The 22713-nt window shown below is 48.4% G+C and carries 21 protein-coding genes and 3 tRNA genes; 11 read left to right on the top strand and 13 right to left on the bottom strand.

The genetic code is table 11. The features are described 5' to 3' along the window. Window positions 1-58 precede the first annotated feature (58 nt). Window positions 59-391 carry a DUF3392 domain-containing protein gene (locus tag BUQ98_RS04855; protein WP_074212750.1) on the bottom strand — a complete coding sequence of 111 codons (333 nt, stop codon included), beginning with the start codon at window positions 389-391 and terminating at the stop codon, window positions 59-61. A 115-nt stretch (window positions 392-506) separates the two neighbouring features. Between BUQ98_RS04855 and BUQ98_RS04850 the strand changes: the two genes are divergently transcribed. Continuing rightward, entirely contained in the window at window positions 507-1448 is a 942-nt protein-coding gene (locus BUQ98_RS04850) for a Gfo/Idh/MocA family protein (RefSeq protein ID WP_074212749.1), read from the top strand. 26 nt (window positions 1449-1474) lie between these two features. Here the strand turns inward: BUQ98_RS04850 and BUQ98_RS04845 are convergent, their stop codons facing one another. Continuing rightward, a complete protein-coding gene (locus BUQ98_RS04845; RefSeq protein ID WP_175566286.1) occupies window positions 1475-2815 on the bottom strand; it encodes an ABC1 kinase family protein in 1341 nt (446 codons plus the stop codon). Between the two features lie 274 nt (window positions 2816-3089). Between BUQ98_RS04845 and BUQ98_RS04840 the strand changes: the two genes are divergently transcribed. From BUQ98_RS04840 to BUQ98_RS04825, 4 genes are all read left to right on the top strand, one after another. After that, a complete protein-coding gene (locus tag BUQ98_RS04840; RefSeq protein WP_139294636.1) occupies window positions 3090-4754 on the top strand; it encodes a methyl-accepting chemotaxis protein in 1665 nt (554 codons plus the stop codon). Between the two features lie 165 nt (window positions 4755-4919). Then, the gene (locus BUQ98_RS04835; RefSeq protein WP_074212746.1) at window positions 4920-6668 is read left to right on the top strand and encodes a formate--tetrahydrofolate ligase; all 1749 of its coding nucleotides are present in this window, start codon (window positions 4920-4922) and stop codon (window positions 6666-6668) included. Window positions 6669-6808: 140 nt separating this feature from the next. Next, window positions 6809-7282, top strand: a complete 474-nt coding sequence (locus BUQ98_RS04830; RefSeq protein WP_074212745.1) for an NYN domain-containing protein — start codon at window positions 6809-6811, stop codon at window positions 7280-7282. A 60-nt stretch (window positions 7283-7342) separates the two neighbouring features. Further along, window positions 7343-8167, top strand: coding sequence for a Cof-type HAD-IIB family hydrolase (locus BUQ98_RS04825; RefSeq protein WP_074212744.1), 825 nt, complete (start codon window positions 7343-7345; stop codon window positions 8165-8167). A gap of 241 nt (window positions 8168-8408) precedes the next feature. Here the strand turns inward: BUQ98_RS04825 and BUQ98_RS04820 are convergent. From BUQ98_RS04820 to BUQ98_RS04780, 9 genes are all read right to left on the bottom strand, one after another. Continuing rightward, window positions 8409-8485, bottom strand: a tRNA-Val gene (locus tag BUQ98_RS04820). Between the two features lie 13 nt (window positions 8486-8498). Beyond that, window positions 8499-8575, bottom strand: a tRNA-Val gene (locus BUQ98_RS04815). A 63-nt stretch (window positions 8576-8638) separates the two neighbouring features. Further along, window positions 8639-8715 (bottom strand) — tRNA-Val (locus BUQ98_RS04810). Between the two features lie 148 nt (window positions 8716-8863). Continuing rightward, window positions 8864-9868 (bottom strand): DUF3080 domain-containing protein, encoded by a 1005-nt coding sequence (locus tag BUQ98_RS04805; RefSeq protein ID WP_074212743.1) that lies wholly within the window; start codon window positions 9866-9868, stop codon window positions 8864-8866. Between the two features lie 105 nt (window positions 9869-9973). Next, window positions 9974-12007: a methyl-accepting chemotaxis protein gene (locus BUQ98_RS04800; protein ID WP_074212742.1), complete on the bottom strand. Its 2034-nt coding sequence runs from the start codon at window positions 12005-12007 to the stop codon at window positions 9974-9976. 196 nt (window positions 12008-12203) lie between these two features. Next, window positions 12204-13574: an MATE family efflux transporter gene (locus tag BUQ98_RS04795; RefSeq protein WP_074212741.1), complete on the bottom strand. Its 1371-nt coding sequence runs from the start codon at window positions 13572-13574 to the stop codon at window positions 12204-12206. Between the two features lie 158 nt (window positions 13575-13732). Then, window positions 13733-13936, bottom strand: coding sequence for a CPXCG motif-containing cysteine-rich protein (locus BUQ98_RS04790; protein WP_074212740.1), 204 nt, complete (start codon window positions 13934-13936; stop codon window positions 13733-13735). A gap of 127 nt (window positions 13937-14063) precedes the next feature. Then, window positions 14064-14717 carry a hexitol phosphatase HxpB gene (gene hxpB, locus BUQ98_RS04785; protein ID WP_074212739.1) on the bottom strand — a complete coding sequence of 218 codons (654 nt, stop codon included), beginning with the start codon at window positions 14715-14717 and terminating at the stop codon, window positions 14064-14066. Between the two features lie 100 nt (window positions 14718-14817). Continuing rightward, on the bottom strand, window positions 14818-15792 hold the full coding sequence (locus BUQ98_RS04780; protein WP_074212738.1) for a KpsF/GutQ family sugar-phosphate isomerase: 975 nt from the start codon (window positions 15790-15792) through the stop codon (window positions 14818-14820). 325 nt (window positions 15793-16117) lie between these two features. Here BUQ98_RS04780 and BUQ98_RS04775 point away from each other — a divergent pair, with 325 nt between their 5' ends. From BUQ98_RS04775 to BUQ98_RS04750, 6 genes are all read left to right on the top strand, one after another. Beyond that, window positions 16118-16669: a PTS glucitol/sorbitol transporter subunit IIC gene (locus BUQ98_RS04775; protein ID WP_074212737.1), complete on the top strand. Its 552-nt coding sequence runs from the start codon at window positions 16118-16120 to the stop codon at window positions 16667-16669. Window positions 16670-16686: 17 nt separating this feature from the next. Continuing rightward, window positions 16687-17694 carry a PTS glucitol/sorbitol transporter subunit IIB gene (locus tag BUQ98_RS04770; RefSeq protein ID WP_074212736.1) on the top strand — a complete coding sequence of 336 codons (1008 nt, stop codon included), beginning with the start codon at window positions 16687-16689 and terminating at the stop codon, window positions 17692-17694. A 12-nt stretch (window positions 17695-17706) separates the two neighbouring features. Then, window positions 17707-18069, top strand: coding sequence for a PTS glucitol/sorbitol transporter subunit IIA (locus BUQ98_RS04765; protein ID WP_074212735.1), 363 nt, complete (start codon window positions 17707-17709; stop codon window positions 18067-18069). Window positions 18070-18087: 18 nt separating this feature from the next. Continuing rightward, a complete protein-coding gene (gene srlD / locus BUQ98_RS04760) occupies window positions 18088-18867 on the top strand; it encodes a sorbitol-6-phosphate dehydrogenase (protein ID WP_074212734.1) in 780 nt (259 codons plus the stop codon). Window positions 18868-18926: 59 nt separating this feature from the next. Beyond that, the gene (locus BUQ98_RS04755; protein WP_074212733.1) at window positions 18927-19286 is read left to right on the top strand and encodes a transcriptional regulator GutM; all 360 of its coding nucleotides are present in this window, start codon (window positions 18927-18929) and stop codon (window positions 19284-19286) included. Between the two features lie 76 nt (window positions 19287-19362). Continuing rightward, the gene (locus BUQ98_RS04750) at window positions 19363-20130 is read left to right on the top strand and encodes a glucitol operon DNA-binding transcriptional repressor SrlR (protein ID WP_074212732.1); all 768 of its coding nucleotides are present in this window, start codon (window positions 19363-19365) and stop codon (window positions 20128-20130) included. A 34-nt stretch (window positions 20131-20164) separates the two neighbouring features. Here BUQ98_RS04750 and BUQ98_RS04745 read toward each other — a convergent pair whose 3' ends face one another. Together BUQ98_RS04745 and hutH are read right to left on the bottom strand one after the other, a co-directional pair. Continuing rightward, window positions 20165-21034, bottom strand: coding sequence for a fructosamine kinase family protein (locus BUQ98_RS04745; protein WP_074212731.1), 870 nt, complete (start codon window positions 21032-21034; stop codon window positions 20165-20167). 136 nt (window positions 21035-21170) lie between these two features. After that, on the bottom strand, window positions 21171-22703 hold the full coding sequence (gene hutH, locus BUQ98_RS04740) for a histidine ammonia-lyase (protein WP_074212730.1): 1533 nt from the start codon (window positions 22701-22703) through the stop codon (window positions 21171-21173). Between the last annotated feature and the right edge of the window lie 10 nt (window positions 22704-22713).

Below are 22713 nucleotides of genomic sequence, written 5' to 3'. Positions count from 1 at the left end.
AATACGTGTATCAGATTGCCTTACCTGCATGGCTGTTCAAGCCTTGAACAGTCATCGGCTAAATCTGTCGCTGTCGCTGTGCCCACATCCCGATAAACATAAAGGTAGCGACCAATCCTGCAAACAACCAATGATCCGGCCATCGGCGCATTTGCGTGGCTAACCACGGTGAGACAGTGATAATAAAAGCCCCGTAACCAAAGGCATTGATCGCTACAAACACCAGGGTGCGAACGATAAAATGATGCCCAGTCAATAAACGGCGCAGAGTGCGGTTAATATCATTGCCAAAGACCACCAACAGTGACGCGACAATCGCCACTGCAATATCACTGAGCCAAGGCGTTAACCAGGCACCGGCTTGAGAGAACCAAGAGATTAAAATATTCATAACGACTTACACTGTGTAGAATGCGGCTAGGTTACTGATTTCTGCTGGCGACTTCCAGCGCTGACTTAAGCCGCATCCGGTTGGGTAGCTGGAACGCACGATGTAAGGAGAAGGCATGAAGATCGCATCGATCGGGTTGGGGGATATTGCACAAAAAGCCTACCTGCCACTGATGGCCAATTGGCCTGGGCTCGAATGGGTATTGTGCAGCCGTGATAGCGCGAAACGGGCGACGCTCGCCACCCAATACCGAGTGAGTGAGACCGCAAGTGATATCCAACAATGCTTAGCATTAGGGGTGGATGGAGTGATGATCCACAGCGCCACCGACTCGCATGCGGCCTTGATTCGTACCTGCTTGCAAGCAGATGTGCCGGTGTTTGTCGATAAACCTGTCGCCCCATCAGGCGCGGAGGTTGAAGCCTTATTCAACTTGGCAGAACAACAGCAAACCCCCTTGTTTGCAGGCTTTAACCGGCGTTATTTGCCTTTGCTCAACACCCATCTCAATGGCCAGCGCCCTGAAGACGAACTGGGCACACCCCTTTTATCGCTGCGTTGGGAAAAACACCGTCATGCGCTGCCCGATGCACCGCGTCGTTTTATTTTTGATGATTTCATTCATCCACTCGACAGTATAAACGTTCATGGTGACATCAATATTGATGATTTGGACGTGTTTGCTCAATTTAGCGAAGGCTTGCTAGGCCGCTTAGATGTGCGTTGGCACCGCGACAATAGCTTGTTTGAGGCCAGCATGAACCGCCAGTATGGGGTCACCAAAGAAACCATTGCGGCGGCTTATCGTAACGAGTGCTATTTCTTTGATGGTTTTACCCGCGGTGCGCGCATGCAAGACAACGTCACCACACGGCTTACCTTGCCAGATTGGACGGGTATGCAAGCGAGCAAAGGTTTTGCGGCTATGCTCAGCCATTGGTTTGAGGTGGTCAGCGAAGGGCGGGTTGATGCTGCTCTCACCGCTCGTAATGTGGCGAGCCACTGGGCCGCGGAAGATTTGGTCGCCTATTGTGAAGCGCTGCGCGATAGCCCTTAGTCCCACGCGCAGCACGCTGTAGCTGTTTATACTTCGACCGGATTATCCGTATGCGAGTGGATTAAATAGGGCAATAACAACTGGCGGACATTAAAACTGACGTTTAACTTGGCCGCCAGCAAATACAACCCCGCAATTTTACGATGTAAAAACAGTGCATCCGCCGGCGGTGTGTGCCAATAGCCTTGTTCCATACTCAGCGCCATCCCACGGTTACGTAAACGCGTTGCCAAATCGGCGTCGCCAAAGTTAAATGGCGCATCCGTCGCAATCGGTTCACAAGCCGTGTTCACCAGTTCCAGCACACTGGCCTTTTGCTCCGGCAAGATGTGCTCGGCAAAAAAGCCAATTTGGCTCAGTGCCGCCTCAATACCCGCGTTATCTTTTTCAATTGCCGCCAAAAACAGCTTACGATAGCCATCGGTAAACGTTGGTGCATACAGGCGGGTGGCGCCAAAGTCGAGCAACACGACGCGCCCGGTGTCAGGCTGATACAAATAATTGGCAAAGTTGGGGTCGGTTTGTACTTCACCGAATACAAAAACCTCTTCAAACAGTAACTGGAACAATCGACTGATCACACGGTGACGAATGGTCTCAGAGGCCTTATCAAGCCGCTCAATCGGCTCTCCCGCCATATGGCTCATGGTGAGAATGCGATCAGAGGTAAGGGCTGAGTGAACCCTTGGCACCACCAAACCGTTGGCATTTTTCAAATGGTTGCCAAACCGAGTCAATGCTTGTGCCTCTTTGCCGTAATCGGCTTCATCATGCAGTTGTTGCTTGGCTTCATCGAGTAAGGCTTGGTAATTCGCTTCTTTGGGGATCAGGCCACTTAAGCGCAGTAGGGTGATCACATTATCCACATCGCTATCAATGCTGTCTTTGATGCGCGGGTATTGCACCTTTACCGCTACTTTTTCACCGGCATCGGTATAGGCCTCGTGCACTTGGCCTATCGAGGCTGACGCGATGGGCGAAAAACGAAAGTGGGTGAACTCAGCCTGCCAATTGTCGCCCAGCTCTTCATTGAGCACTGCTTTGAGCTGCGCCGGTGGCATGGGAGTAGCATTATTACGCAAACGGGCGAGAAGCTCGCTGAGCTCTGGCGGAATCAAATCCCCCGCATCCATCGACAACAATTGACCGACCTTCATCGCCGCTCCACGTAAATCCGCCAGTTTGTCCGCCACGTGGGCAATATTAGCCGGCGACATCACCAAATCTTTGCGACTCGGGCGGTTACCCTGCGCAAACTGCTTCGTGCCTTCCCACGCCACATTCGACGCCACCCGCCCCGCTAGGGAAGCCAACGCACTAAACCGAGAGAATTTACCATGCGGCACTTTACGATTTTTCATAGCCACCTCCTAAATACCTCCTAAGAATACGGGATAAATAGCAGAATGGTTTGGTGGGGACGTGTTGCTCGCAACCACACAGAAGCGAGTTAACGAGCCAAATCCACACTACGGTATGACAAAGATTCCTTCATTTACATTACACTCCAACCCATGTCACAGCTTCGTTGACGAAGTCGCGTTTAGATCAAAGAAAACAGTGGTTTATATTTTTAATGTCTAGTTAAGTAGTAGCATTTGCTTACAAAGTTAGTCGGTAGGGTAAATACTAATGAAGCTGATGTTTAAAACAAAAATACTGCTGCTTGCCATTGTGCCGCTTATTGCCTCGATATTGATTTTGAGTGCGGTCACGGCGCATAACGAGCGGACATTAATAGAAGAAAACATTGCCACGTTTCGGGAGAAGTTGGTCAACGAGCGTAAAAAACAACTAAAAGAAGTGACTCAGGTGGCGGAGAACATTGTTAAACGCATCAATCCCGGCACCAGTGAGGCACGTCTAGCGGCGCTGAAAACGGCGCTCACTGATGTGCAGTTTGGCGAGGCGGGTTACTTTTTTATCTACAACAAACAGGGGATCAATGTGTTTCACCCTGTAAAGCCTGCGCTTGAAGGAAAAAACCTGATTGATTTTACCGATCCGAAAGGCAATAAGGTCATTCAGGGCCTGCTTGAGGCCGCACAGCGAGGCGATGGCTTTTTCAATTTTATGTTTGATAAACCGGGTGCTGATCAACTGATTGAAAAAATTGGTTATGCGGTGATGATCAATAACGGTCAGTGGCTGTTGGGCACCGGCGCTTATACCGATGACATCGCACAAGAAGTGACTGCCTACCGTATTGAGGCCGAAAAAGCGTTAGATGCACAAATTTTACATTTAACCTTGCTCGGGTTAGGCACGGTGATTATCACGGTATTGCTGGTGAGCTGGTTGGCTCAGCGCATTGGTGAGCCAGTGAAAGATATGCTCGATAAGCTCAGTGATATTGCCAGTGGCGAGGGAGATTTAACCCAGCGTCTAAGCGTACACGGCCATGATGAAATCGCTCAACTCGGTCATGCCTTTAATCGCTTTGTTGAGAAACTGCAGCAGACCATTCAGCGGGTGGCGCAGGCGACGGCACAAGTGAACAGCACCGCCAGTGATATGGCTCAACAGATGGAAACGGTGGCGCAAACGCTACAAACCCATAATAACGAGACCGAGCAAGTGGTCACTGCGGTAACAGAAATGAGCTCCGCCGCGCAGGAAGTGGCGCAAAACACCACACAGGTTGCCGATGCGGCTACGTCTGCCACCCAAGATGCACAGGATGCGCAAACCCAAGTGCATGAATCTATCGCGTCGGTTGAGCGTTTGGTGTCGCGGATGAGCGAGTCGAGCAGCCAGGTCGATCAACTTAAAGCCCAGTCGGATAAAATTACCTCGGTGCTGTCGGTGATTGGTGAGATTGCCGAGCAAACCAATTTACTGGCGCTGAACGCAGCGATTGAAGCGGCACGCGCGGGTGAACAAGGTAGAGGATTTGCGGTAGTGGCCGATGAAGTGCGCACCTTGGCCAGTCGCACTCAAACCAGCACCCATGAGATCCGTGACATGCTCGATGGCTTGCACGTACATGTGGATAGTGCAGTGAAAACCATCGCCGAAAGCGATCAAGAATGCCAAAGCATGGCAAGTACTTCAGCGGACATTGGCGAACGGATCACCTCAGTCAGTGCCGCGTTCTCGCAAGTGAACGATATGACTACGCAAATTGCCAGCGCGGCGTCAGAGCAAACCACGGTCACGGAAGATATTCATCGTAACCTGGTATCAATACGCGACATTGTGGCGAGCTTGCTAAACGCCAGTGAGGCGTCGTCACACGCGGCGACGGAACTCAGCACGCTGGGCCAAGATCTCGATACCTTGGTCGGGCAATTTAAAGTCGCTTAATTCGCTCCCATGCGGGTGCGTAGGAACGCGTAGGCGCGTGATAGGATAAAATCTTAAAAGGACGCTTACGGCAAGCGTCCTTTCGCTTTACAATGGTCACTTTAGCGGTATTATGCTTACGCAAACGTTTGCTTTGAACATATTGTGCGCTATTGAGAGGGTATCATGCTGCCTGATGTCGAGATCTGTCGTAACACCAAACTCGCCCCCATTTCCACCATTGCCAACCAAGCTAGCCTACTTGACTCAGAGTTTAAAACGCAAGGTAGCTATAAAGCCAAAGTCTCTCTCGATTGCTTAAAGCGTCTTGCCTCCAACCGAACGGGAAAGTTAGTCCTGGTCACGGCCATTACCCCCACGCCCTTGGGTGAAGGCAAAACCGTGACCACCATTGGTCTGGCGCAAGGCTTGGCGAAGCTGAATCATTCTGTCACCGCGTGTATTCGTCAGCCTTCGATGGGGCCCGTATTTGGCGTAAAAGGCGGCGCAGCCGGTGGCGGTTATTCGCAAGTGGCTCCGATGGAGGAGCTAAACCTCCATCTCACAGGGGATATTCATGCGGTGACCGCGGCGCACAACTTGGCTGCTGCGGCCATTGATGCGCGAATTTATCACGAGCAACGTCGAGGCTATGACGATTTCGAGGCACGCAGTGGCTTAAAAGCGTTAAAAATTGATCCAAGTCGCGTGGTGTGGAAGCGGGTAATGGATCACAACGATCGCGCCTTGCGCATGGTGACAGTGGGGAAAAACGAGCCAGGCAAAACCATTAACGGTTACGAGCGTGAGGGCGGATTTGATATCTCGGCCGCCTCTGAGTTGATGGCGATTTTGGCGTTGGCGAGCGATCTTCGCGATCTGCGTCAGCGTATCGGCCGTATTGTGTTGGCTTATAGCCATACCGGTGAGCCGATCACCACCGAAGATTTGCAAGTGGCCGGCGCGATGGCGGTCAGTATGAAAGAAGCGATTGAACCTACCTTAATGCAAACCCTAGAAGGCGTGCCAACACTGATACACGCCGGCCCGTTTGCCAATATTGCTCATGGCAATTCGTCGATTATCGCCGATAACATTGCGCTTAAGCTAGGTGATTATACCGTCACCGAAGGTGGCTTTGGCTCGGACATGGGGTTTGAAAAAGCCTGTAACATTAAAGCGCAAGGATCTGGTAAAGCGCCAGATTGTGCGGTGATTGTGGCGACATTACGTGGCTTAAAAGCCAACTCGGGTCACTACAATTTGCAGCCTGGCCAGTCCATGCCCGACGCACTCTTTGCGGATGATAATGAGGCATTAATAGCCGGGTTTGAAAACCTCAAATGGCATATCAATAACGTGACCCAATATGGAGTACCGGCGGTGGTGGCCATTAATCGCTTTCCACAAGACAGTGATGCTGAGCTTGCGACACTCAAGACCATGATTGAGGCGCTGCCCAACAAGGTGCGGGTAGCGATCAGTGAAGGCTTTGCCCAAGGTGGCGAGGGTACGCGTGAACTGGCGGAACAAGTGGTCGCGCAATGTGAAACCAATGCATCATTCTCACCCTTGTATCACGCCCAGCAAAGCTTGGAAGAAAAGTTGATGGCGGTTGCGGAAGTCGGCTATGGTGCGGGAAGCGTGACGTTAAGTGAAACCGCGAAACAGCAACTGCAACAATTTAAAGCGCAAGGGTATGACCGCTTGGCAGTCTGTTTGGCGAAAACGCCGCTGTCTATTTCAACCGATGGCGCGATAAAAGGCGCTCCCAAAGGCTTTGATGTACCGATCCGCGAGTTAAAACTGTGCGCGGGGGCCGGATTTGTCTATGCCTTATGCGGCAACGTGATGACCATGCCCGGCCTACCGGAAAAACCGGCGTTTATGAACCTCGACCTCGATGATGAAGGTAATATTATTGGGTTGAGTTAATGATACTAACCCTCGTGAGAGCCGCTGTTATCAGCGGCTTTTTTGTTTTTGCTAGATGCGGCCACGCTGTCATTATCTTCACGGTTGCGTGATGTGGTATCCTCTCTGGCTTCAATTCTCCCACCGACTGTGAGCCTGACTTGAAAAAAATCGCGGTTTTTGTCGACGTTCAAAATATCTACTACACCACACGCCAAGCCTACGGGCGCCAGTTTAACTATCGCCAGTTGTGGCAAACCCTCAATGACATGGGTGAGGTGGTAACCGCGTATGCCTATGCCATTCGCCGCGATGACGATCAGCAAATCAAATTTCAAGATGCCCTGCGCCACATTGGCTTTACCGTCAAGCTCAAACCTTATATTCAACGTGCCGATGGCAGCACCAAAGGCGATTGGGATGTCGGTATTGCCATTGATGTGATGGAAGCTGCGTCGGATGTTGATACCGTGGTGCTGCTTTCTGGTGATGGCGATTTTGATTTGCTGATGAATAAAATCCGCGCGCGCTATCACACCGAAGCGGTGGTGTTCGGAGTGCCCGCATTAAGTGCTAATTCTCTCGTGAATAGCGTGGATCGCTTTATTCCCATTGACGATAGCTTGTTGCTATAAAGCCGATCGAGGCTGAGGGAAACCATTCTGTTTTGATTTTGATGTTTGAGGTAGTTAAAGATGTACAAACTGATCGCCCTAGATATGGATGGCACCTTGTTAAACAGCGATAAACAAATATCGGCTGAAAACAAACAGGCCATTGCCCGTGCGCGAGACAAAGGGGTGACCGTGGTGTTGGCATCCGGCCGTCCGCTTGAAGGCATGCAGCCTAAGCTGGATGAGTTGGGTATCCATTCAGATAAAGACTTTGTGCTTTATTACAATGGCTCGATGGTGAAAAACGTGGGGACCGATGAGGTGATCTTGCAAAAAGGGCTAGATGGCAAAGCCGCTAAAGCACTGGCTCAGCATGCCGAGGCACTGGGTGCTTACGTGCATGCCTTTAGTACTGAGCATGGTTTGATTACCCCAGCACAGAATCCATATACCGAGATTGAGGGCAAGATCAACGGCCTAGATATTACCGTGATGGATTTCGAGACCTTAAGCGATGATCATCCCATTATTAAAGTGTTAATGGTGGCTGAGCCTACGCAGTTAAACTCCGTAATCGCCGCCTTACCATCCGCGCTACGCGAGGAATTTACAGTGGTGCAAAGTGCCCCTTTCTTCCTAGAGTTTTTAAACCCTGCGAGCGATAAAGGGGCGGGAGTGGCTGCGATTGCAGCGCATTTAGGCATTCAACCCGCTGAAGTGATTTGCATGGGCGATGCTGAAAACGATCACGCGATGTTGGAATACGCGGGCCTTGGTATTGCGATGACGAATGCGATGGAAGCAACCAAGCAAATCGCGGATTACATTACCGAGAGCAATGATGAGCACGGTGTGGCCAAAGCGATTGAAAAGTTTGTGTTATCGGCGGACAGCTCAGTGGCGTGAACACTCTAGTTAAACACGTTAAAGCCTGTTTACATGCAGGCTTTTTAAATAAGAGAAATAGCGCTCAAGGGTGAGTGATCTTTTTACCATTTATGGTATGAGTCGATGCTTTGCTGGGGAGCTACATTACCGGAATAAGCGTATTAATGAGTTCACGCTTTAGTGAATAGAGGATTTAATTGCGTTGATGTTTGATGTGTTGAAAATGAAGATATCAAAGAAGTAAGGATACGACTTGAAATGGTGCGTCCGAGTAGACTCGAACTACCGACCCCCGCCATGTCAAGGCGGTACTCTAACCAACTGAGCTACGGACGCATATTTCAAAATGTGGTGCGTCTGAGTGGACTCGAACCACCGACCCCCGCCATGTCAAGGCGATACTCTAACCAGCTGAGCTACAGACGCATACCATTTTTTCATTCAGTTATCGCCGTCTTTAAGCGATTCACTGTTTGCTATCAAGCCAAGTGGTGCGTCCGAGTGGACTCGAACCACCGACCCCCGCCATGTCAAGGCGATACTCTAACCAGCTGAGCTACGGACGCACAGTGCTTGAAAGCGGGGTGAATAGTAGCGAGTTCATCTTTATCGCGCAAGCGCTTCAACGCATATTTTTGTACATTCGCGTTTGTTTGGCGATTTGATCGTCAATGTGGCGATATTTTCGCTTTTTCAGGGGCTTCGCTGCACGTGCTACTGCCCCAGTTTAACGTCACAGCGTTGGAAAAGTTGTTGCCACACGTCGGCATGATGCTTGATCGCGTTTTTATATTGGTGATAAGCCTCTCCCTGCCAATAGGCGTTTTTATACGCGCTAAACGCATCTGGGGTTTGCAATTGGTTAAAACGGCTGAGGGCAGGAGACAGGTCTCGATAAAGGCCGTCGACACGAGCTAAGTAAGGTTGGACGTCACCCACGTAAAATTTATAGAACACGGTTTGCAGGCGCTCTAGTCGGGTCGTATCAAAATTACCGCCACAAAGCACTTTTTCTTGGTGGTTAGCGATCAGCTCACTGGTCTGATTAAGCCAGGCGGTATGATTGCTCAAACTGACAAAGAGGGCGCCAAGAATACGCTGTTTTTCAATACTCTCTTGCCAATCGATGACTGATTCATTGGGTGCTGGGGAGTTATCGAGTAATTGACTGAATTGCTCAATGGTGCTGATCGCATTGCTGTGAGCGGGAAGTTCAATAGGCAGGGTATGGGTTGGTAGGCTCAGTTGTCCGCGCCAGGCGTCACTGTCGATCAAGGTATTCCAGATCACTGTGTCGCGTTGCTCGCGTTTACGTGCCAGCGCTTGCTCTAACTCAGATTGAATGCTCGGATCTTTCACTTTCGGTAAACACTGCTCGGCAATACGTAAAAAATTGAGCTCGTAATCCAGCTGACGGAAGCGGTCAGCGACTTTGCCCAGCGAGGAGTTACGTTCGGCGATGAGATTAAACAAACCACACTGACGCAGTTCATAGGCATCAAGTACTCCCATTCGCAGCGCGTCGAGTGGCTGGACTAGCTCGCGCTTGCGCGGTAACGTCGGCACCGCTGGCGTCTTAAAATCGGGCGTCGGGGCATCAAGCACATTGCCTAACCGTTGGTAATAATCAGCCATCATCGCTTTGGCCGGATCGTCAGATTGGCAGCCAACTAATCCAACGAGGGTAATGAGGAGTAAGATTGTTTTGAGTCCGCGCATGGTTTATCTCGTGGCTAAGCTCTTTACGTATCAATCTTACCATTTACGCAGGCGATCGGATGAACGATCGCCGGGTTGAATTTTACCTGTGTGCGCGCTAATAGCTTATCCCGCGCCTTGTTGGCTTTGGGTGAGCGATAAAATGGTAGAAAGCTCCTCATCAATGACTGTCATGTCGTGCTGCACGTGTTCAATATTAGCAATGCTCGACTGAATACTCCCGGTTGCTTGTTCAGACAGGGTTAGCAACCGTGTCACCTCGTCACTCAAGCCGTCAGCCGAATACTGGACTTTTTCCATCACCTCGAGGGTCAGGCCTATCACATTGCTGATCTGACCAATGGCGCCGTTGACGTTTCTGACGGTCTCGCCGGTGGTACTGAGGCTGCGTTGGGTGTTTTGCGATAAATTGCGTACCTCATCGGCGACCACCGCAAACCCGCGCCCTTGCTCACCTGCGCGTGCTGCTTCGATAGCGGCATTTAACGCGAGAAGGTTGGTTTGTTCGGCAATGCCATCAATCACTTTTAATATTTCTTCGATACGGCCGGCATTCACACTTAATGCATCGGTATGGGTTTGTAAGTCTTGGCTTTGCCCATGTTGTTGCTGAACTTCGTTGGCAAGTGTTGAGAATTGTTGCTGAACGGCTTGTAATATCTCTGCGCTTTCGGTGGCATAGTTAGCGACTCCGCTGTAACTATCTAGCAGCGACTGCAGCAATGATTTGTAGCGAGAAAGGCTATCGATACTATGTGATTGAAGCGCTGAGAGCTTTTGTAAGCTATTGATTTGTTTTTGTGCGCTGTAGCCACGGTAATCGGCATAATAAATAGGAAAATTATCAGCGAAGGTGTCGGCAAACGTCTCGCCGGGTGCCACGTTGTAAAGCATGAGCGCAGTGAGCGTTTGGTTTTGATGTACCCCCAATAGTTCACCAAAGGTCGAGAACCCAGCAATGCTCGGGATACTATCAAAACATCCCACCCTCGATAGCGATTGTGGGTTGTTGACGCGGCGCAATATACAGTCGTTGGCGAGCATAGCAAAGGGGCGGCGTGGCTTATCTTTTAGATGTTGTTGATAGTCGCGCGCGGTGACGTCGGCGAAATCATCCGCCTTCATCAGGTATAAGCTATCGCCAAAGTCGAGATCGCAAAAGAAGTGCAGGGCACCTCGCTCATGATCAATGGCGGCGATCGAACGGATGTAGATTTGTTCGCCAATCTTTACGCCAAAAGTATACCCACTCAGGTGTGACTCGAGCTGGTGTGCTTGACAACCCAAGTGGTCACACAGTGCTTGTACGGGAGAGATCAATGCGGTGCTATTGGGCGCAAATACGTCTGTCACTACCCGTGCCGCTGGATCGGCTTTGGCAATATCAAGATGGAAATGCGTTGGCTTAAAATTGTGGCTATTTAGGATGCCATAGCGAATACCGGGTGCAAACTTGATAAAGGCGAGCGCGGCATGATTGTCGAGCAATTTACCGTTGAGTGCTAACTTCGCTGCGCTAAAGTCGAGTGTGCCGCCAGCTGAGCCACCGACGAAATAGCAAGGGAAACGGCGGGTCGCATACAGTGCCTGCATAAAGAAATTTTCTGAACCGCTGAGACCATCGAAAAAGGTGAGTGCAACGGTATCGGCGGAATCTACCGCAAAAGGGATCCTGAGTTGTTGTAGCGAACGGGTTATTTTTTCAATACGCGCGTCGGGCGATAATGTTGGCGCACCACGTTTAATGTCTTCGCAATGCAGAGGAATGGTGGCAGGGCTGATCGACGCAATCACGTTATCGCCGTAGCTTTGTAAAACAATGTTATCCCATTCACCGTCTGCGGCGTGATACAACGAAGTATGCCCGCCACCGAGCTCGCCGGCTGTCATTATGGTAATTAGGGTTTGGCAAAAGGGCATGGCTGCTTGGAGCTTTTGGGTTGTGGCTTCAAACGGTAAATGTGGCGAGATAAAAGCAAGAACTAAGGGCGTTTGTCCGTATGGATACGATAGCGCCGATAAGGTGGTTTCATTGATAGCACGGCTACTCAGACACAATGAATGAACACAAGGCATAGGGTTCTGCGATTGTGGCGAGGCTTTATCTGATAATGGGCGAGATTTTAAGAATTCAAACATAAACAACTCTACGACAATGTGACCGGGTTGCCACGTATTTTGTATGGGAATTAGGACAAACTATACGTGGTTTGGCGGTGGGGGCGTAGTGGCTGCGCATGATCTATCACGCTGTTTTATATGTTTTTAATGTTGGATTGATAAATACGTGACTGTTGTCACCCTGACAGCGAAAACCGACAGGGTGACAGGATGCTTATCGCTCTGCCATTGCCAATTGGAAGTCAGAGGGTTGTTGGCGTAGCCAGCGTAGGCGTAACCCTAACAACACGGCGGCGCTGGATAAGCCGATGATAATACCGATCCAGAAACCGTGTGCGCCCATGGCCGGGACCAGCCAATCTGTCATACCGAGTACATAACCGAGGGGCAAACCTAAGCCCCAGTAAGCGATAAGCGTACGCTGAAAAATAGCGCGCATATCTTTGTAGCCGCGAAGGGCGCCAGCCGCCACGACTTGGATGGCATCGGTGATCTGATACACCGCGGCCAATAACATCAGTGATGAGGCCAAGGTTGCCACTTCTGGGTTATCGGAATACAGGGCGATAATCGGATCGCGCAGCCACACCGTAAGCAATGCAGTGATGATTGCGGTGCTTACCCCTAACCAGGTACCGATTTTGGCTGAGTTGCCAGCCCCTTCGGTGGTGCGCTTCCCTAGTAGGTGGCCGACACGAATACTCACTGCGACGCCTAAACTCATGGGCAACATAAAAATCATGGTCGAGAAATTAATCGCGACTTGGTGCGCGGCGACGGTAATAGGGCCAAGGGGCGCAATCAAAATGGCAATAACGGCAAATAGTGTCACCTCAAAAAACAGCGAAGCGGCGACGGGAAAACCGAGTTGAAACAGACGAACTTGCTCTTTCAGTTTCGGGGCGTAAAACGAGGCAAAAAGGTGTAGCCCACTGAGTTTTTTGCTCATCGCTACGTACAGTGCCATGAGGATTGCCATTAACCAGTACACCAGCGCCGTCGCGACACCGCACCCCACACCACCGAGTTCTGGCGCGCCGAGTTTGCCGTAAACGAACATCCAATTTAGCGGGATATTGGCGGCCAAACCGATAAAACCAATCACCATCGCAGGGACAGTGAGAGACATCCCTTCGCAAAGGTTACGAATCGCCTGAAAAGCTAAAAACGCGGGCACCGCCCAGATCACGGCGTGCAAATAACCAATCGTCTTATTGGCCAATGCGGCTTCAACATCCATGATATTGATAATAAAGCCCGCTTTATAAAGAATGAACCCAATGGGAACGCTTAGTACCAGCGCCATATACAGGCCTTGCTGAAATTGAAAGGGTATGTCGGTGTTTTTACTGGCGCCATTGAGTTGTGCAATCATTGGCACCATGGCCATCAGCAGGCCAATTCCAAACAAGATAGCGGGCATCCATACGCTAGAAGCCACCGCCACCGCGGCCATATCGGTGGCGCTATAGCCACCGGCCATGACGGTATCGACGAACCCCATGGAGGTTTGCGCTATCTGGGCAATAAAAACAGGCACGCTGAGCCGGATAATGGCTCTTGCTTCATCATGATATTGCTGCACGTTGGCCTCAACAGATTAAATTTTAAGGGAGGGAAGGGATATAAAACGTCCGCAATTATACGTGCTTGAGCGAGAGAAAAGAAAGCAAAAGGATGTCAGTTTTGCATCAAGAATGATGCAAAAAGCCTTGGACAATAGGGCTGTTCTTTGACGCGTCGTTAGAATATTTGTTCGTCATCGGCATCAACGAATAAATTGACGGTTTTATGCAATTCGTCAATTTGCATATTGTAATGGACTGCGTTGCAGCAGTTGGGGCAGTCTTCGTAAAACTCTTGATTTCCCCCGCTAAGATCTAGCGTAATATCAATACGGTGTCCGCAATGTGGGCAGGTAACGATACGGTCAGTAATATCATCCATCATCATCGCCTTCTTTATGACATACAGGTTACCTTCAGTATAGAAGAGGATAGCGGACATAAAAGCGGGCAAGATAATTAGCTTGCCCAGCGGTTATCATGGCTTGTTCATTACGCAGAGAGACTGGCTAAACAGACTCAAGGTTATCAGCACTAAAGGCGCGTAGGCTGGCCAGTTTTTGATCGGCAATCACAAAGCGTGGATCTTCCCATTCGTGCGCCGCGGGCACGACGATGGTTTTCATTGAAGCGGCTTTGGCGGCAAGCAGGCCAGTAAACGAATCTTCAAACGCAACACAGTTTTCTGGGTCGACACCCAATGCATTCGCAGCGTTAAGGTACACTTCTGGATGTGGCTTTCCGTATTTTAAATCCCCTGCAGATTCAACGATTGCGAACTGATCACTGAGCCCTAATGCATCTAACGTCGGATAAATGAGCGTCAATGGAGAAGATGACGCAAGGCCAATTTTTAGACCTGCTTGATGGCAGATTTCTAAGGCTTCTTTAACGCCAGGCATCATGGGTTTTTCATCTTTCACCAGCTCAACCACGCGATCAACGATACGCTGTTGCACCTCGGCATTCGACGGCCCCTGCCAAGGTTGAGTGCGTGCGTAGTATTTGACAATCTCATCAATCCGTACGCCCGTCGTGTCGCGGGTGTCTTGCAAGCTGATAGAGACGCCTAGCTTCCTCAGTTCTTCTGTTTGTACTCGTTGCCAAAATGGTTCTGAATCAACCAGCAAACCATCCATGTCAAATATCGCGGCAGATAACATTGCCAACCTCACTTTTAGGGAATAATCAATGAGAGGGATTTGCTCGACGGAGGTACACGAACTCGGCGCACGAAGTGGCAGCCTGGTGCTAAAAGACTCATCAACAAATACCTGCGCGATGAATGGTATGTTGATTGATTACCCCAGTAAAGCACGAATTGTTATCGACTGCAGGTATTGCCGTTACACCATGACGATGCATCAGAGCCAATGCTTCGGTACAAAGACGAGATGATGATATGACGAGAGGGCCGCGCTGCACCAATAAGCTCATCTTGGTTTTGTGATAGCAACCCTTTGCAAAGGCTCTTCTTAAATCACCATCGGTAAACACACCTAAAACATGCTTACTGTTATCAATTATGGTGATAAGACCTAGCCCTGTTTGGCACATGATTGTTATTGCATCTTGTAGTTCGGTATCGGGTGAGCAAAACGCTTGCTGATGTTTATCTTCTATCAAGTGCACAATGCGTGTAATTAATCGGCTTCCCAGCGCACCTGCAGGATGAGATAACGCAAAGTCGTTTTGATCAAATTTTCGCATTGTCATGATGGTGAGCGCTAATGCATCTCCTAAAAGCAAAGTGTTGGTCGTGCTAGACGTTGGGGCGAGTCCAAGTGGGCAGGCTTCTTCGCTTGTACTAATGTCAAGCTTGATATCACATTTACGAGCCAACGGACTATCAAGATTACTTGTTATAACGATAGTCGTGATTTTTTGTACTTCAATCAGCGTTCGCATTGTTTGTAGCTCGTTACTACTCCCTGAGTTCGAGATCATAATAACGACGTCTGCTTCTCCAATCATTCCTAAGTCACCATGAAGGGCTTCTGTCGGGTGAACAAAAAACGACGGCGTCCCTGTAGAAGCTAATGTGGCCGCAATTTTTTTGCCTATATGGCCTGATTTTCCCACTCCTGAGATGATGACTTTCCCTTTACACTGTAAAAGAGAAGTGGCGGCATCGACAAAGGAGGTGCTTATCGATGAGTATAGTCTCATTGCTTGTTCAAGCTCATGTTTTACAACACTTTTACCTATATTTATCACTTCTTTTTTCGTATAAGTCATATTGACAAGCACCTCTTTAATGTTGCTTTTGTTTTTACTGTGAAAGAGTAAAGTGAAAGAGTTTTATCTATTATAAGAAACTGATAATACCCATAAAGATCCCCTTACGGTGTTAAAAACACGATTATAGTGATCATGATCACCATAATTAATGCAACAAAAACCATTATTCTCCATTAATTGGTGTTTGAATCTAACTTTGAATTTTCAAACTAAAAGCATGGTGAGCTGAGTCACGTCTTACGGCCTTTCTTGTTTTAATTTTGCTTTCAAAGTGAAAATATGAATGCGGTTAAACACAATATCATAATGAAAGGGGTTGTTTATGGAATGGATAATTCATGGCGCGGAATGGTTTATCGGTTTGTTTGAAAAAGGAGGAGATGTTTTTTCAGATATGGTAACCGGGATACTTCCCTTACTTATATCTTTACTTGTTGCAATGAACGCGTTGATTCGTTTCGTTGGGCAAGAGCGGGTGGAGTGGCTAGCGCAACGATGTGCGGGAAATCCAATTACGCGTTATCTAGTGCTTCCAGTAATTGGTACATTTATTTTTTGTAACCCAATGACACTAAGTCTTGGTCGCTTTTTACCAGAACGTTATAAACCCTCTTATTATGCAGCGGCTTCCTATAGTTGTCACTCAATGAATGGGCTATTCCCTCATGTTAATCCTGGGGAGCTTTTTGTCTATCTGGGTGTGGCAAGTGGTATCACAACACTAGGATTGCCGCTTGGGCCTTTAGCCGTGAGCTATTTGTTAGTGGGTATGTTTACTAATTTCTTCCGTGGTTGGGTTACTGATCTCACAACCTACTTTATTGAACGTCAACAAGGCGTACAACTCGATAGAAAAGTGCACATTGTCCAATAAGGTAAGGGAGAATAAAAATGTCTAAAATATTAGTGATAGAAAAAGGCAGTAGTGGTTGGGGTGGTCCATTAGAACTCCCTATTCAAGAAGGTAAAAAGGTTTTATATATCACTGGAGGATCTTGCCCTGATATTGCAAAGAAAATATCAGAGGTGACTGGCTATGAACTGGTAGATGGATTTAAAACAAGTGTCCCAGAGGAAGAGGTTGGTGTTGCGGTAATTGATTGCGGTGGAACGCTTAGATGTGGCCTTTACCCCAAAAAAAGAATACCAACAGTTAACATTCACTCGACGGGAAAGAGTGGCCCTCTTGCGCAGTATATCACTGAAGATATTTATGTTTCGGGGGTTATCCCATCGGGAATAAAAGTTGTGGGCTCATTGGGTGAAGAAACTATGATTAAATCAGATACAAAAACCGATGATTTATCAGATCATGCATCAAATACTGATGGAGCAACTATTGATCCAAATAAAAAACTGAGCCAGCAGAGTGATGGACTTTTAGCGCGAGTTGGCTTGGCGATGGGGGGAGTGATGTCGACTTTCTTCCAAGCAGGGCGAGAAACCATTGATACCGTCATCCAGACTATTCTTCCTTTTATGGCGTTTGTTGCGATGCTCATTGGCGTGATCATGGCATCAGGGTTCGGTGATTTGGTTGCTCATGGCCTCACGCCACTCGCGCAAAACCCGCTGGGTCTAGTGACGTTAGCGTTAATCTGCTCTTTCCCCTTACTTTCGCCTTTTCTCGGCCCTGGGGCGGTAATTGCACAAGTCATTGGTGTATTGGTTGGCACTCAGATTGGCATGGGATCCATTCCGCCTCACCTGGCGCTACCGGCTTTATTTGCAATTAACTCACAAGCAGCTTGTGATTTTATCCCTGTGGGATTGGGACTTGCTGAAGCCGAGCAAAAAACAGTGGAAATCGGCGTGCCATCTGTTCTGTATTCACGGTTCTTAACAGGTGCGCCGACCGTTCTAATTGCTTGGTTTGTGTCTATGTTCATTTATCAATAGTAGGAGGTAGATATGTTAGCTCTCTATCAAGTGAAAATACAAAGCCTCGGTGAATTTTCCAGCGAAGCACTGGAAGACGATATGATGATTCTATTTTCTGATATTGCGCCCGAAGAAGTAAAAGACTATTGCTTTATTCATTGTCATGATCAATTAAAAGGTGAGATTAAGCCTGGTAATAAAGTGAAGATCTCAGATTGCTTATTTACTATTACTGCCGTAGGTGATGTTGCTAATCGAAATTTAAGTGAGTTAGGCCATATAACAATTCGTTTTGATGGTGAACATTCTGCTGAGTTCCCTGGCTGTGTACATGTCGAAGGAAATCGGCCAGGCAGTATCGTTTGTGGTGATGAAATTAAATTTTTTAATTAGAAATTTTTAGAGGTGGTTATGAGTAAAGTAGCGTTAGTTGTCGGTGGTGGCCAAACTCTAGGTGAGTTCATTTGTCGGGGATTAGCCGATGATGGTTACCGTGTGGTCGTTGCTGACTTGAATGAAAAAAATGCGAGTGGCGTAAGCGAAGGAATTAACCAAGAATATGGCGATGAAATTGCCTTTGGTGTAGGTGTTGATGCTACAAATGAATCTAGCGTTAAAGAAATGGTCGAGCGTGTTGACTCTCTTATAGGTCGCATTGATCTTTTAGTATATAATGCTGGTGTTGCAACGGCATCAAAAATAGATAGTTTTGATTTTTCAGATTGGAAATTATCAATCAATGTTAATTTGACTGGGTATTTCTTATGCGCAAGAGAAGTCTCTAAAATTATGATTAGAGAAAGGCGTGGTGGGCGTATTATTCAAATTAACTCTAAATCAGGAAAGGTAGGTTCTAAACATAATAGTGGGTATTCTGCAGCGAAGTTTGGCGGTGTTGGACTGACACAGTCTTTAGCGCTCGACTTAGCAGAGCACGGTGTAACTGTTCATTCTTTGATGCTGGGTAATTTACTGAAAAGCCCAATGTTTCAATCCCTCATTCCACAATATGCTAAAAAGCTCAATGTGGATGAGTCTGCTGTTGAACAAATATACATCGATAAAGTGCCTTTGAAAGCGGGTTGTGATTATCAAGATGTACTGAATGTGCTTAAATTCTATGCCAGTGATGAGGCTGCCTATTGCACGGGACAATCTATCAACATTACTGGTGGACAAGTTATGTTCTAATATATTGATATTTATAAATAAAGGGGTGTATAGCCCCTTTGTTTATGTAAGGAGAGTTTATGGATACAACCTGGTCGATTATTTATGTGGCGATACTCGCATGGGGGCTTCAAATTGTTTTTGGGTATTTTCAAGTTAGAGCTTTTAACAAAATATTGAAGGAGTTATCTCAAAAAGGAAGTGTTAGAATCGGGCGGACAAAAAGCCGCTGGAAACCTAGAACTGTAGTCATTATTGCGGCAAATGAAAATGAAGAAATTGTTGATTTTGCTTATATGAAAGGTGTGTCAATCTTCTCTCGCCCAAAGAGAATGGAATCTCTTGTTGGCCAGCTTCTCCCTTTATCAAACAGAGCTTTATCGCAGCTCACCCCGCCATTTCAAGAGGCGATTAGTGTCGCAAATCGTGAAAATCTCTAGATGATTCGCTTTTTCATCTTTCATTTTGAAAGCCTTGTGTTTACAGTGCTAAGTATATCAAAAAGTGGATGATGTAATGAATTTGGATAATAGAAGAGAGCGATTGTTAGAATTCCTCAAAGCTAATGGTAAGACGTCAGTGAATAGGCTCGCATCTACGTTTGACACATCAGGCGCAACGATTAGAAGCGATCTCCGGTCACTTGAAGAGGATGGTTTGGTGATTCGCCGATATGGTGCTGCGGAAGCGGCCACAGCTCCTCATAGCCTTGAGGATTGGTCTATGGATGTTAAGCAAACCTTAAACCTAGAGCACAAATCTCTGATTGCGCAAGCTGCATCTAAACTTGTACAAGATGGCGAGTCTATTATTCTTGACTGTGGCAGCACCACATTGCAAATGGTGAGTCATCTTCAACATGTTTTAGAGCTGACGCTGATGACCAATAGCATTCATATTGTCAATGCAGTAGCGGAGCTCGAATCGCCCCACACAGTGTTAATGCCCGGGGGCACGTACAGGCACAAATCCGCATCATTCCATGGCGCCCTTGCCGAACAGGCATTTCAGAAGTTTTCGTTTGATAAGCTATTCATTGGCGCGGATGGCTTTGATCTTGCCCAAGGCACCACAACATACAATGAAGCGTATCAGGTGAGTCAAGCCATGTGTCAGGCAGCAAATAAAATCATTGTTGTCACAGATTCGAGTAAATTTGGGCGTCGAAGCCCCAATGTTGTTGTTCCTCTCGATAAGATTAATGTCTTAGTGACAGATTCCGATATTAAACAAAAGCACATAGAATCTTTGGAAAAACAGGGTATAGACGTTTTAGTTGTCTAAACGGCACGCGCGGTTTTTCGCTATCCGTAAACATTTAGTTTGTAAGCGAAAGCCGTATCAGCAACTGTTCGGCTTGGGCAAGGTAGGGGCCGCCAAATAAGTTAACGTGGTTGAGCACATGATAAAGGTTGTAAATGTCTTTTCGTTGCTGATAGCCGTCATCTAATGGCCACTCGGCCTGATAGCCGTTATAGAAGCTTTGTGGGAAACCGCCAAATAATTCCGTCATGGCAATATCGGCTTCACGATCCCCCCAATAACAAGCAGGATCAAACACCACAGGCCCGTTCACAGAGAGTCCCATGTTGCCAGACCAAAGATCACCGTGTAATAAAGAAGGCTTAGGCGTGTAGCCGACAAGCTGGGCTTTCACATTATCGGTAATGGTATCGATGTTGCCAAAATGCAGTGAGCGCTCTGCTGCTAATTGCAGTTGCCAACCAATACGTTGTTCGGCAAAAAAACGACACCATTTGCGGTGCCAACAGTTTCTCTGCTCCGTGGTGCCGATGAAATTATCGTCATCGAAGCCGTACTCTGCTTGCTCCCCCCAGCGATGATGACGCGCTAAGTGTTGCCCCAACAAATAAGCCTGCGTGTCATCGAGCGATTTTATGGGCAAAAAATTAAGAACCAGAGCTGCGTTATCTTTCACGGGGCCGACAAAATGTACCTGAGGGACACGAATATGGCCGCTCATGGCGAGCTGACGTAGGCCTTCGGCTTCGGCCTCAAAAGCTGGCAACAACTCCCGTTCGTTGATTTTAACGAAAAAGCGCTGTTCGCCCCCGTCGCTAATGCAATAGGCATCGTGAATGTCACCACCGTTGATGGCGGTTTTTTCTCTGATCTCAAAATCAATATCGAGCAGTTCGGATAAGTGTAGAGACAGTGCATGCCACATAAGCGACTCCGTTACATCGAGGTGAGGGGGAGGTAACTGGCTATATATTAGCCTATTTCGGCTTTGATGTTCTGTGGAGATGGAGGCAAATTCAATAAAAAACGGCTCATAGGAGCCGTTTTTGCGGGTAAATACTTTACAGGCTGGGGAGTAAGCCGGAGGGCATCAGCCGATTATAGGTCCCGGTTTTCACAAGCGCATTGGCCTTTTCGATATCAGGCGCAAAGTAGCGGTCTTTATCGTAAAACGGGACGGCACCACGTAATTCGGCTTTGGCTTGCTCTAAGCGCTCAGAGGTTTTATTGGGAGCGCGAAAATCAATCCCTTGACTGGCCGATAGCAGCTCAACGGCCAAAATGCCGCGGGTGTTTGCACTCATATCATGCAAGCGCCGCGCGGCGAAAGTCGCCATGGAGACGTGATCTTCTTGGTTGGCAGACGTAGGCAAGCTATCGATGGACGCCGGGTGGGCTAGGGTTTTATTCTCGCTTGCCAGTGCAGCCGCGGTGACTTGCGCGATCATAAAACCAGAGTTGACCCCGCCGTTGTTGACCAAAAATGGCGGGAGTTTACTCAAGTTGCTATCAATCAATAAGGCCATGCGGCGCTCTGATAAGCTGCCGATTTCGGCAATTGCGAGCGCCAAATTGTCTGCCACCATGGCAACCGGCTCAGCATGGAAGTTGCCACCAGAAATGATGTCGCCATCTTCAGGGAACACGAGGGGATTATCCGACACCGCATTGGCTTCAGTGGTGAGCACCTCGGCTGCTTGGCGAATTTGCTGTAAGCAGGCGCCCATCACTTGTGGCTGGCAGCGCAGAGAGTAAGGATCTTGCACTTTTTCACAGTTTTGGTGGCTGTCGCCAATTTCACTGGACTCATTTAGCAGATGACGGTAGGCGGCAGCGGCATCCATTTGGGTTTGGTGACCGCGTACTGCGTGAATGCGTGGATCGAAGGGGCGGCGGCTGCCTAATGCCGCTTCTACTGACAATGCCCCACACACAGTGGCGGCAGCATACAAGTCTTCGGCCTCAAACAAGCCTTCAAGGGCAAAAGCGGTGGAGGCTTGCGTGCCGTTGAGTAGCGCAAGTCCTTCTTTTGGCCCCAGCGTAATAGGAGTCAGCCCCGCGATTTTTAACGCGGCCTCGCCGGAGATCACCTCGCCTTTGTAACGCGCCTGGCCTTCCCCCAATAGTACCGTGCTCATATGTGCCAGTGGGGCGAGATCGCCTGAGGCACCGACAGATCCTTTTTTGGGAATGCAGGGATAGACTTCGCGATTAACCAACTCTGCCAGTGCTTTGACGACCTCAAAGCGGATCCCTGAGTAGCCACGAGCCAAGCTAGCAATTTTGAGCACGATCATCAGGCGCACGGTGGCATCGTCCATAAACTCGCCAATCCCTGCCGCATGCGACAGTACAATCGAGCGCTGCAGTGTTTCTAAATCGTCCAATTCAATCCGAGTATTGGCCAATAAACCAAAGCCGGTATTAATACCATACACCACGCGATCTTGCGCGAGGATGTCTGCCACCGTATCGGTACTGGTTTTCATGGTAGCTTCAATGCCGTCAGCAAAAACCAGTTGCACTGGCTCGCGGCTAACTTGGCGCAGTTGGTCTAGGGTGAGCTCACCAGGTTGTAGCGTTAATGTGTACATCTTGCTCTCC

This window comes from Salinivibrio sp. ES.052 (assembly GCF_900141775.1).
Taxonomy (GTDB): Bacteria; Pseudomonadota; Gammaproteobacteria; order Enterobacterales; family Vibrionaceae; genus Salinivibrio.
Note: the sequence above shows the minus strand (reverse complement) of the source record. Positions and strands in the feature narration are given on the sequence as shown.

What these genes read in the sequence shown, in the direction of transcription:
- BUQ98_RS04800 (WP_074212742.1), bottom strand. Translation starts at nt 12,007, where the DNA reads ATGTTTGAATTCTTAAAATCTCGCCCATTATCAGATAAAGCCTCGCCA.
- BUQ98_RS04825 (WP_074212744.1), top strand. Translation starts at nt 7,343, where the DNA reads ATGTACAAACTGATCGCCCTAGATATGGATGGCACCTTGTTAAACAGC.
- BUQ98_RS04750 (WP_074212732.1), top strand. Translation starts at nt 19,363, where the DNA reads ATGAATTTGGATAATAGAAGAGAGCGATTGTTAGAATTCCTCAAAGCT.
- BUQ98_RS04745 (WP_074212731.1), bottom strand. Translation starts at nt 21,034, where the DNA reads ATGTGGCATGCACTGTCTCTACACTTATCCGAACTGCTCGATATTGAT.
- BUQ98_RS04780 (WP_074212738.1), bottom strand. Translation starts at nt 15,792, where the DNA reads ATGACTTATACGAAAAAAGAAGTGATAAATATAGGTAAAAGTGTTGTA.
- BUQ98_RS04835 (WP_074212746.1), top strand. Translation starts at nt 4,920, where the DNA reads ATGCTGCCTGATGTCGAGATCTGTCGTAACACCAAACTCGCCCCCATT.
- BUQ98_RS04790 (WP_074212740.1), bottom strand. Translation starts at nt 13,936, where the DNA reads ATGGATGATATTACTGACCGTATCGTTACCTGCCCACATTGCGGACAC.
- hxpB (WP_074212739.1), bottom strand. Translation starts at nt 14,717, where the DNA reads ATGTTATCTGCCGCGATATTTGACATGGATGGTTTGCTGGTTGATTCA.
- BUQ98_RS04770 (WP_074212736.1), top strand. Translation starts at nt 16,687, where the DNA reads ATGTCTAAAATATTAGTGATAGAAAAAGGCAGTAGTGGTTGGGGTGGT.
- BUQ98_RS04755 (WP_074212733.1), top strand. Translation starts at nt 18,927, where the DNA reads ATGGATACAACCTGGTCGATTATTTATGTGGCGATACTCGCATGGGGG.
- BUQ98_RS04855 (WP_074212750.1), bottom strand. Translation starts at nt 391, where the DNA reads ATGAATATTTTAATCTCTTGGTTCTCTCAAGCCGGTGCCTGGTTAACG.
- BUQ98_RS04805 (WP_074212743.1), bottom strand. Translation starts at nt 9,868, where the DNA reads ATGCGCGGACTCAAAACAATCTTACTCCTCATTACCCTCGTTGGATTA.
- srlD (WP_074212734.1), top strand. Translation starts at nt 18,088, where the DNA reads ATGAGTAAAGTAGCGTTAGTTGTCGGTGGTGGCCAAACTCTAGGTGAG.
- BUQ98_RS04850 (WP_074212749.1), top strand. Translation starts at nt 507, where the DNA reads ATGAAGATCGCATCGATCGGGTTGGGGGATATTGCACAAAAAGCCTAC.
- hutH (WP_074212730.1), bottom strand. Translation starts at nt 22,703, where the DNA reads ATGTACACATTAACGCTACAACCTGGTGAGCTCACCCTAGACCAACTG.
- BUQ98_RS04765 (WP_074212735.1), top strand. Translation starts at nt 17,707, where the DNA reads ATGTTAGCTCTCTATCAAGTGAAAATACAAAGCCTCGGTGAATTTTCC.
- BUQ98_RS04840 (WP_139294636.1), top strand. Translation starts at nt 3,090, where the DNA reads ATGTTTAAAACAAAAATACTGCTGCTTGCCATTGTGCCGCTTATTGCC.
- BUQ98_RS04775 (WP_074212737.1), top strand. Translation starts at nt 16,118, where the DNA reads ATGGAATGGATAATTCATGGCGCGGAATGGTTTATCGGTTTGTTTGAA.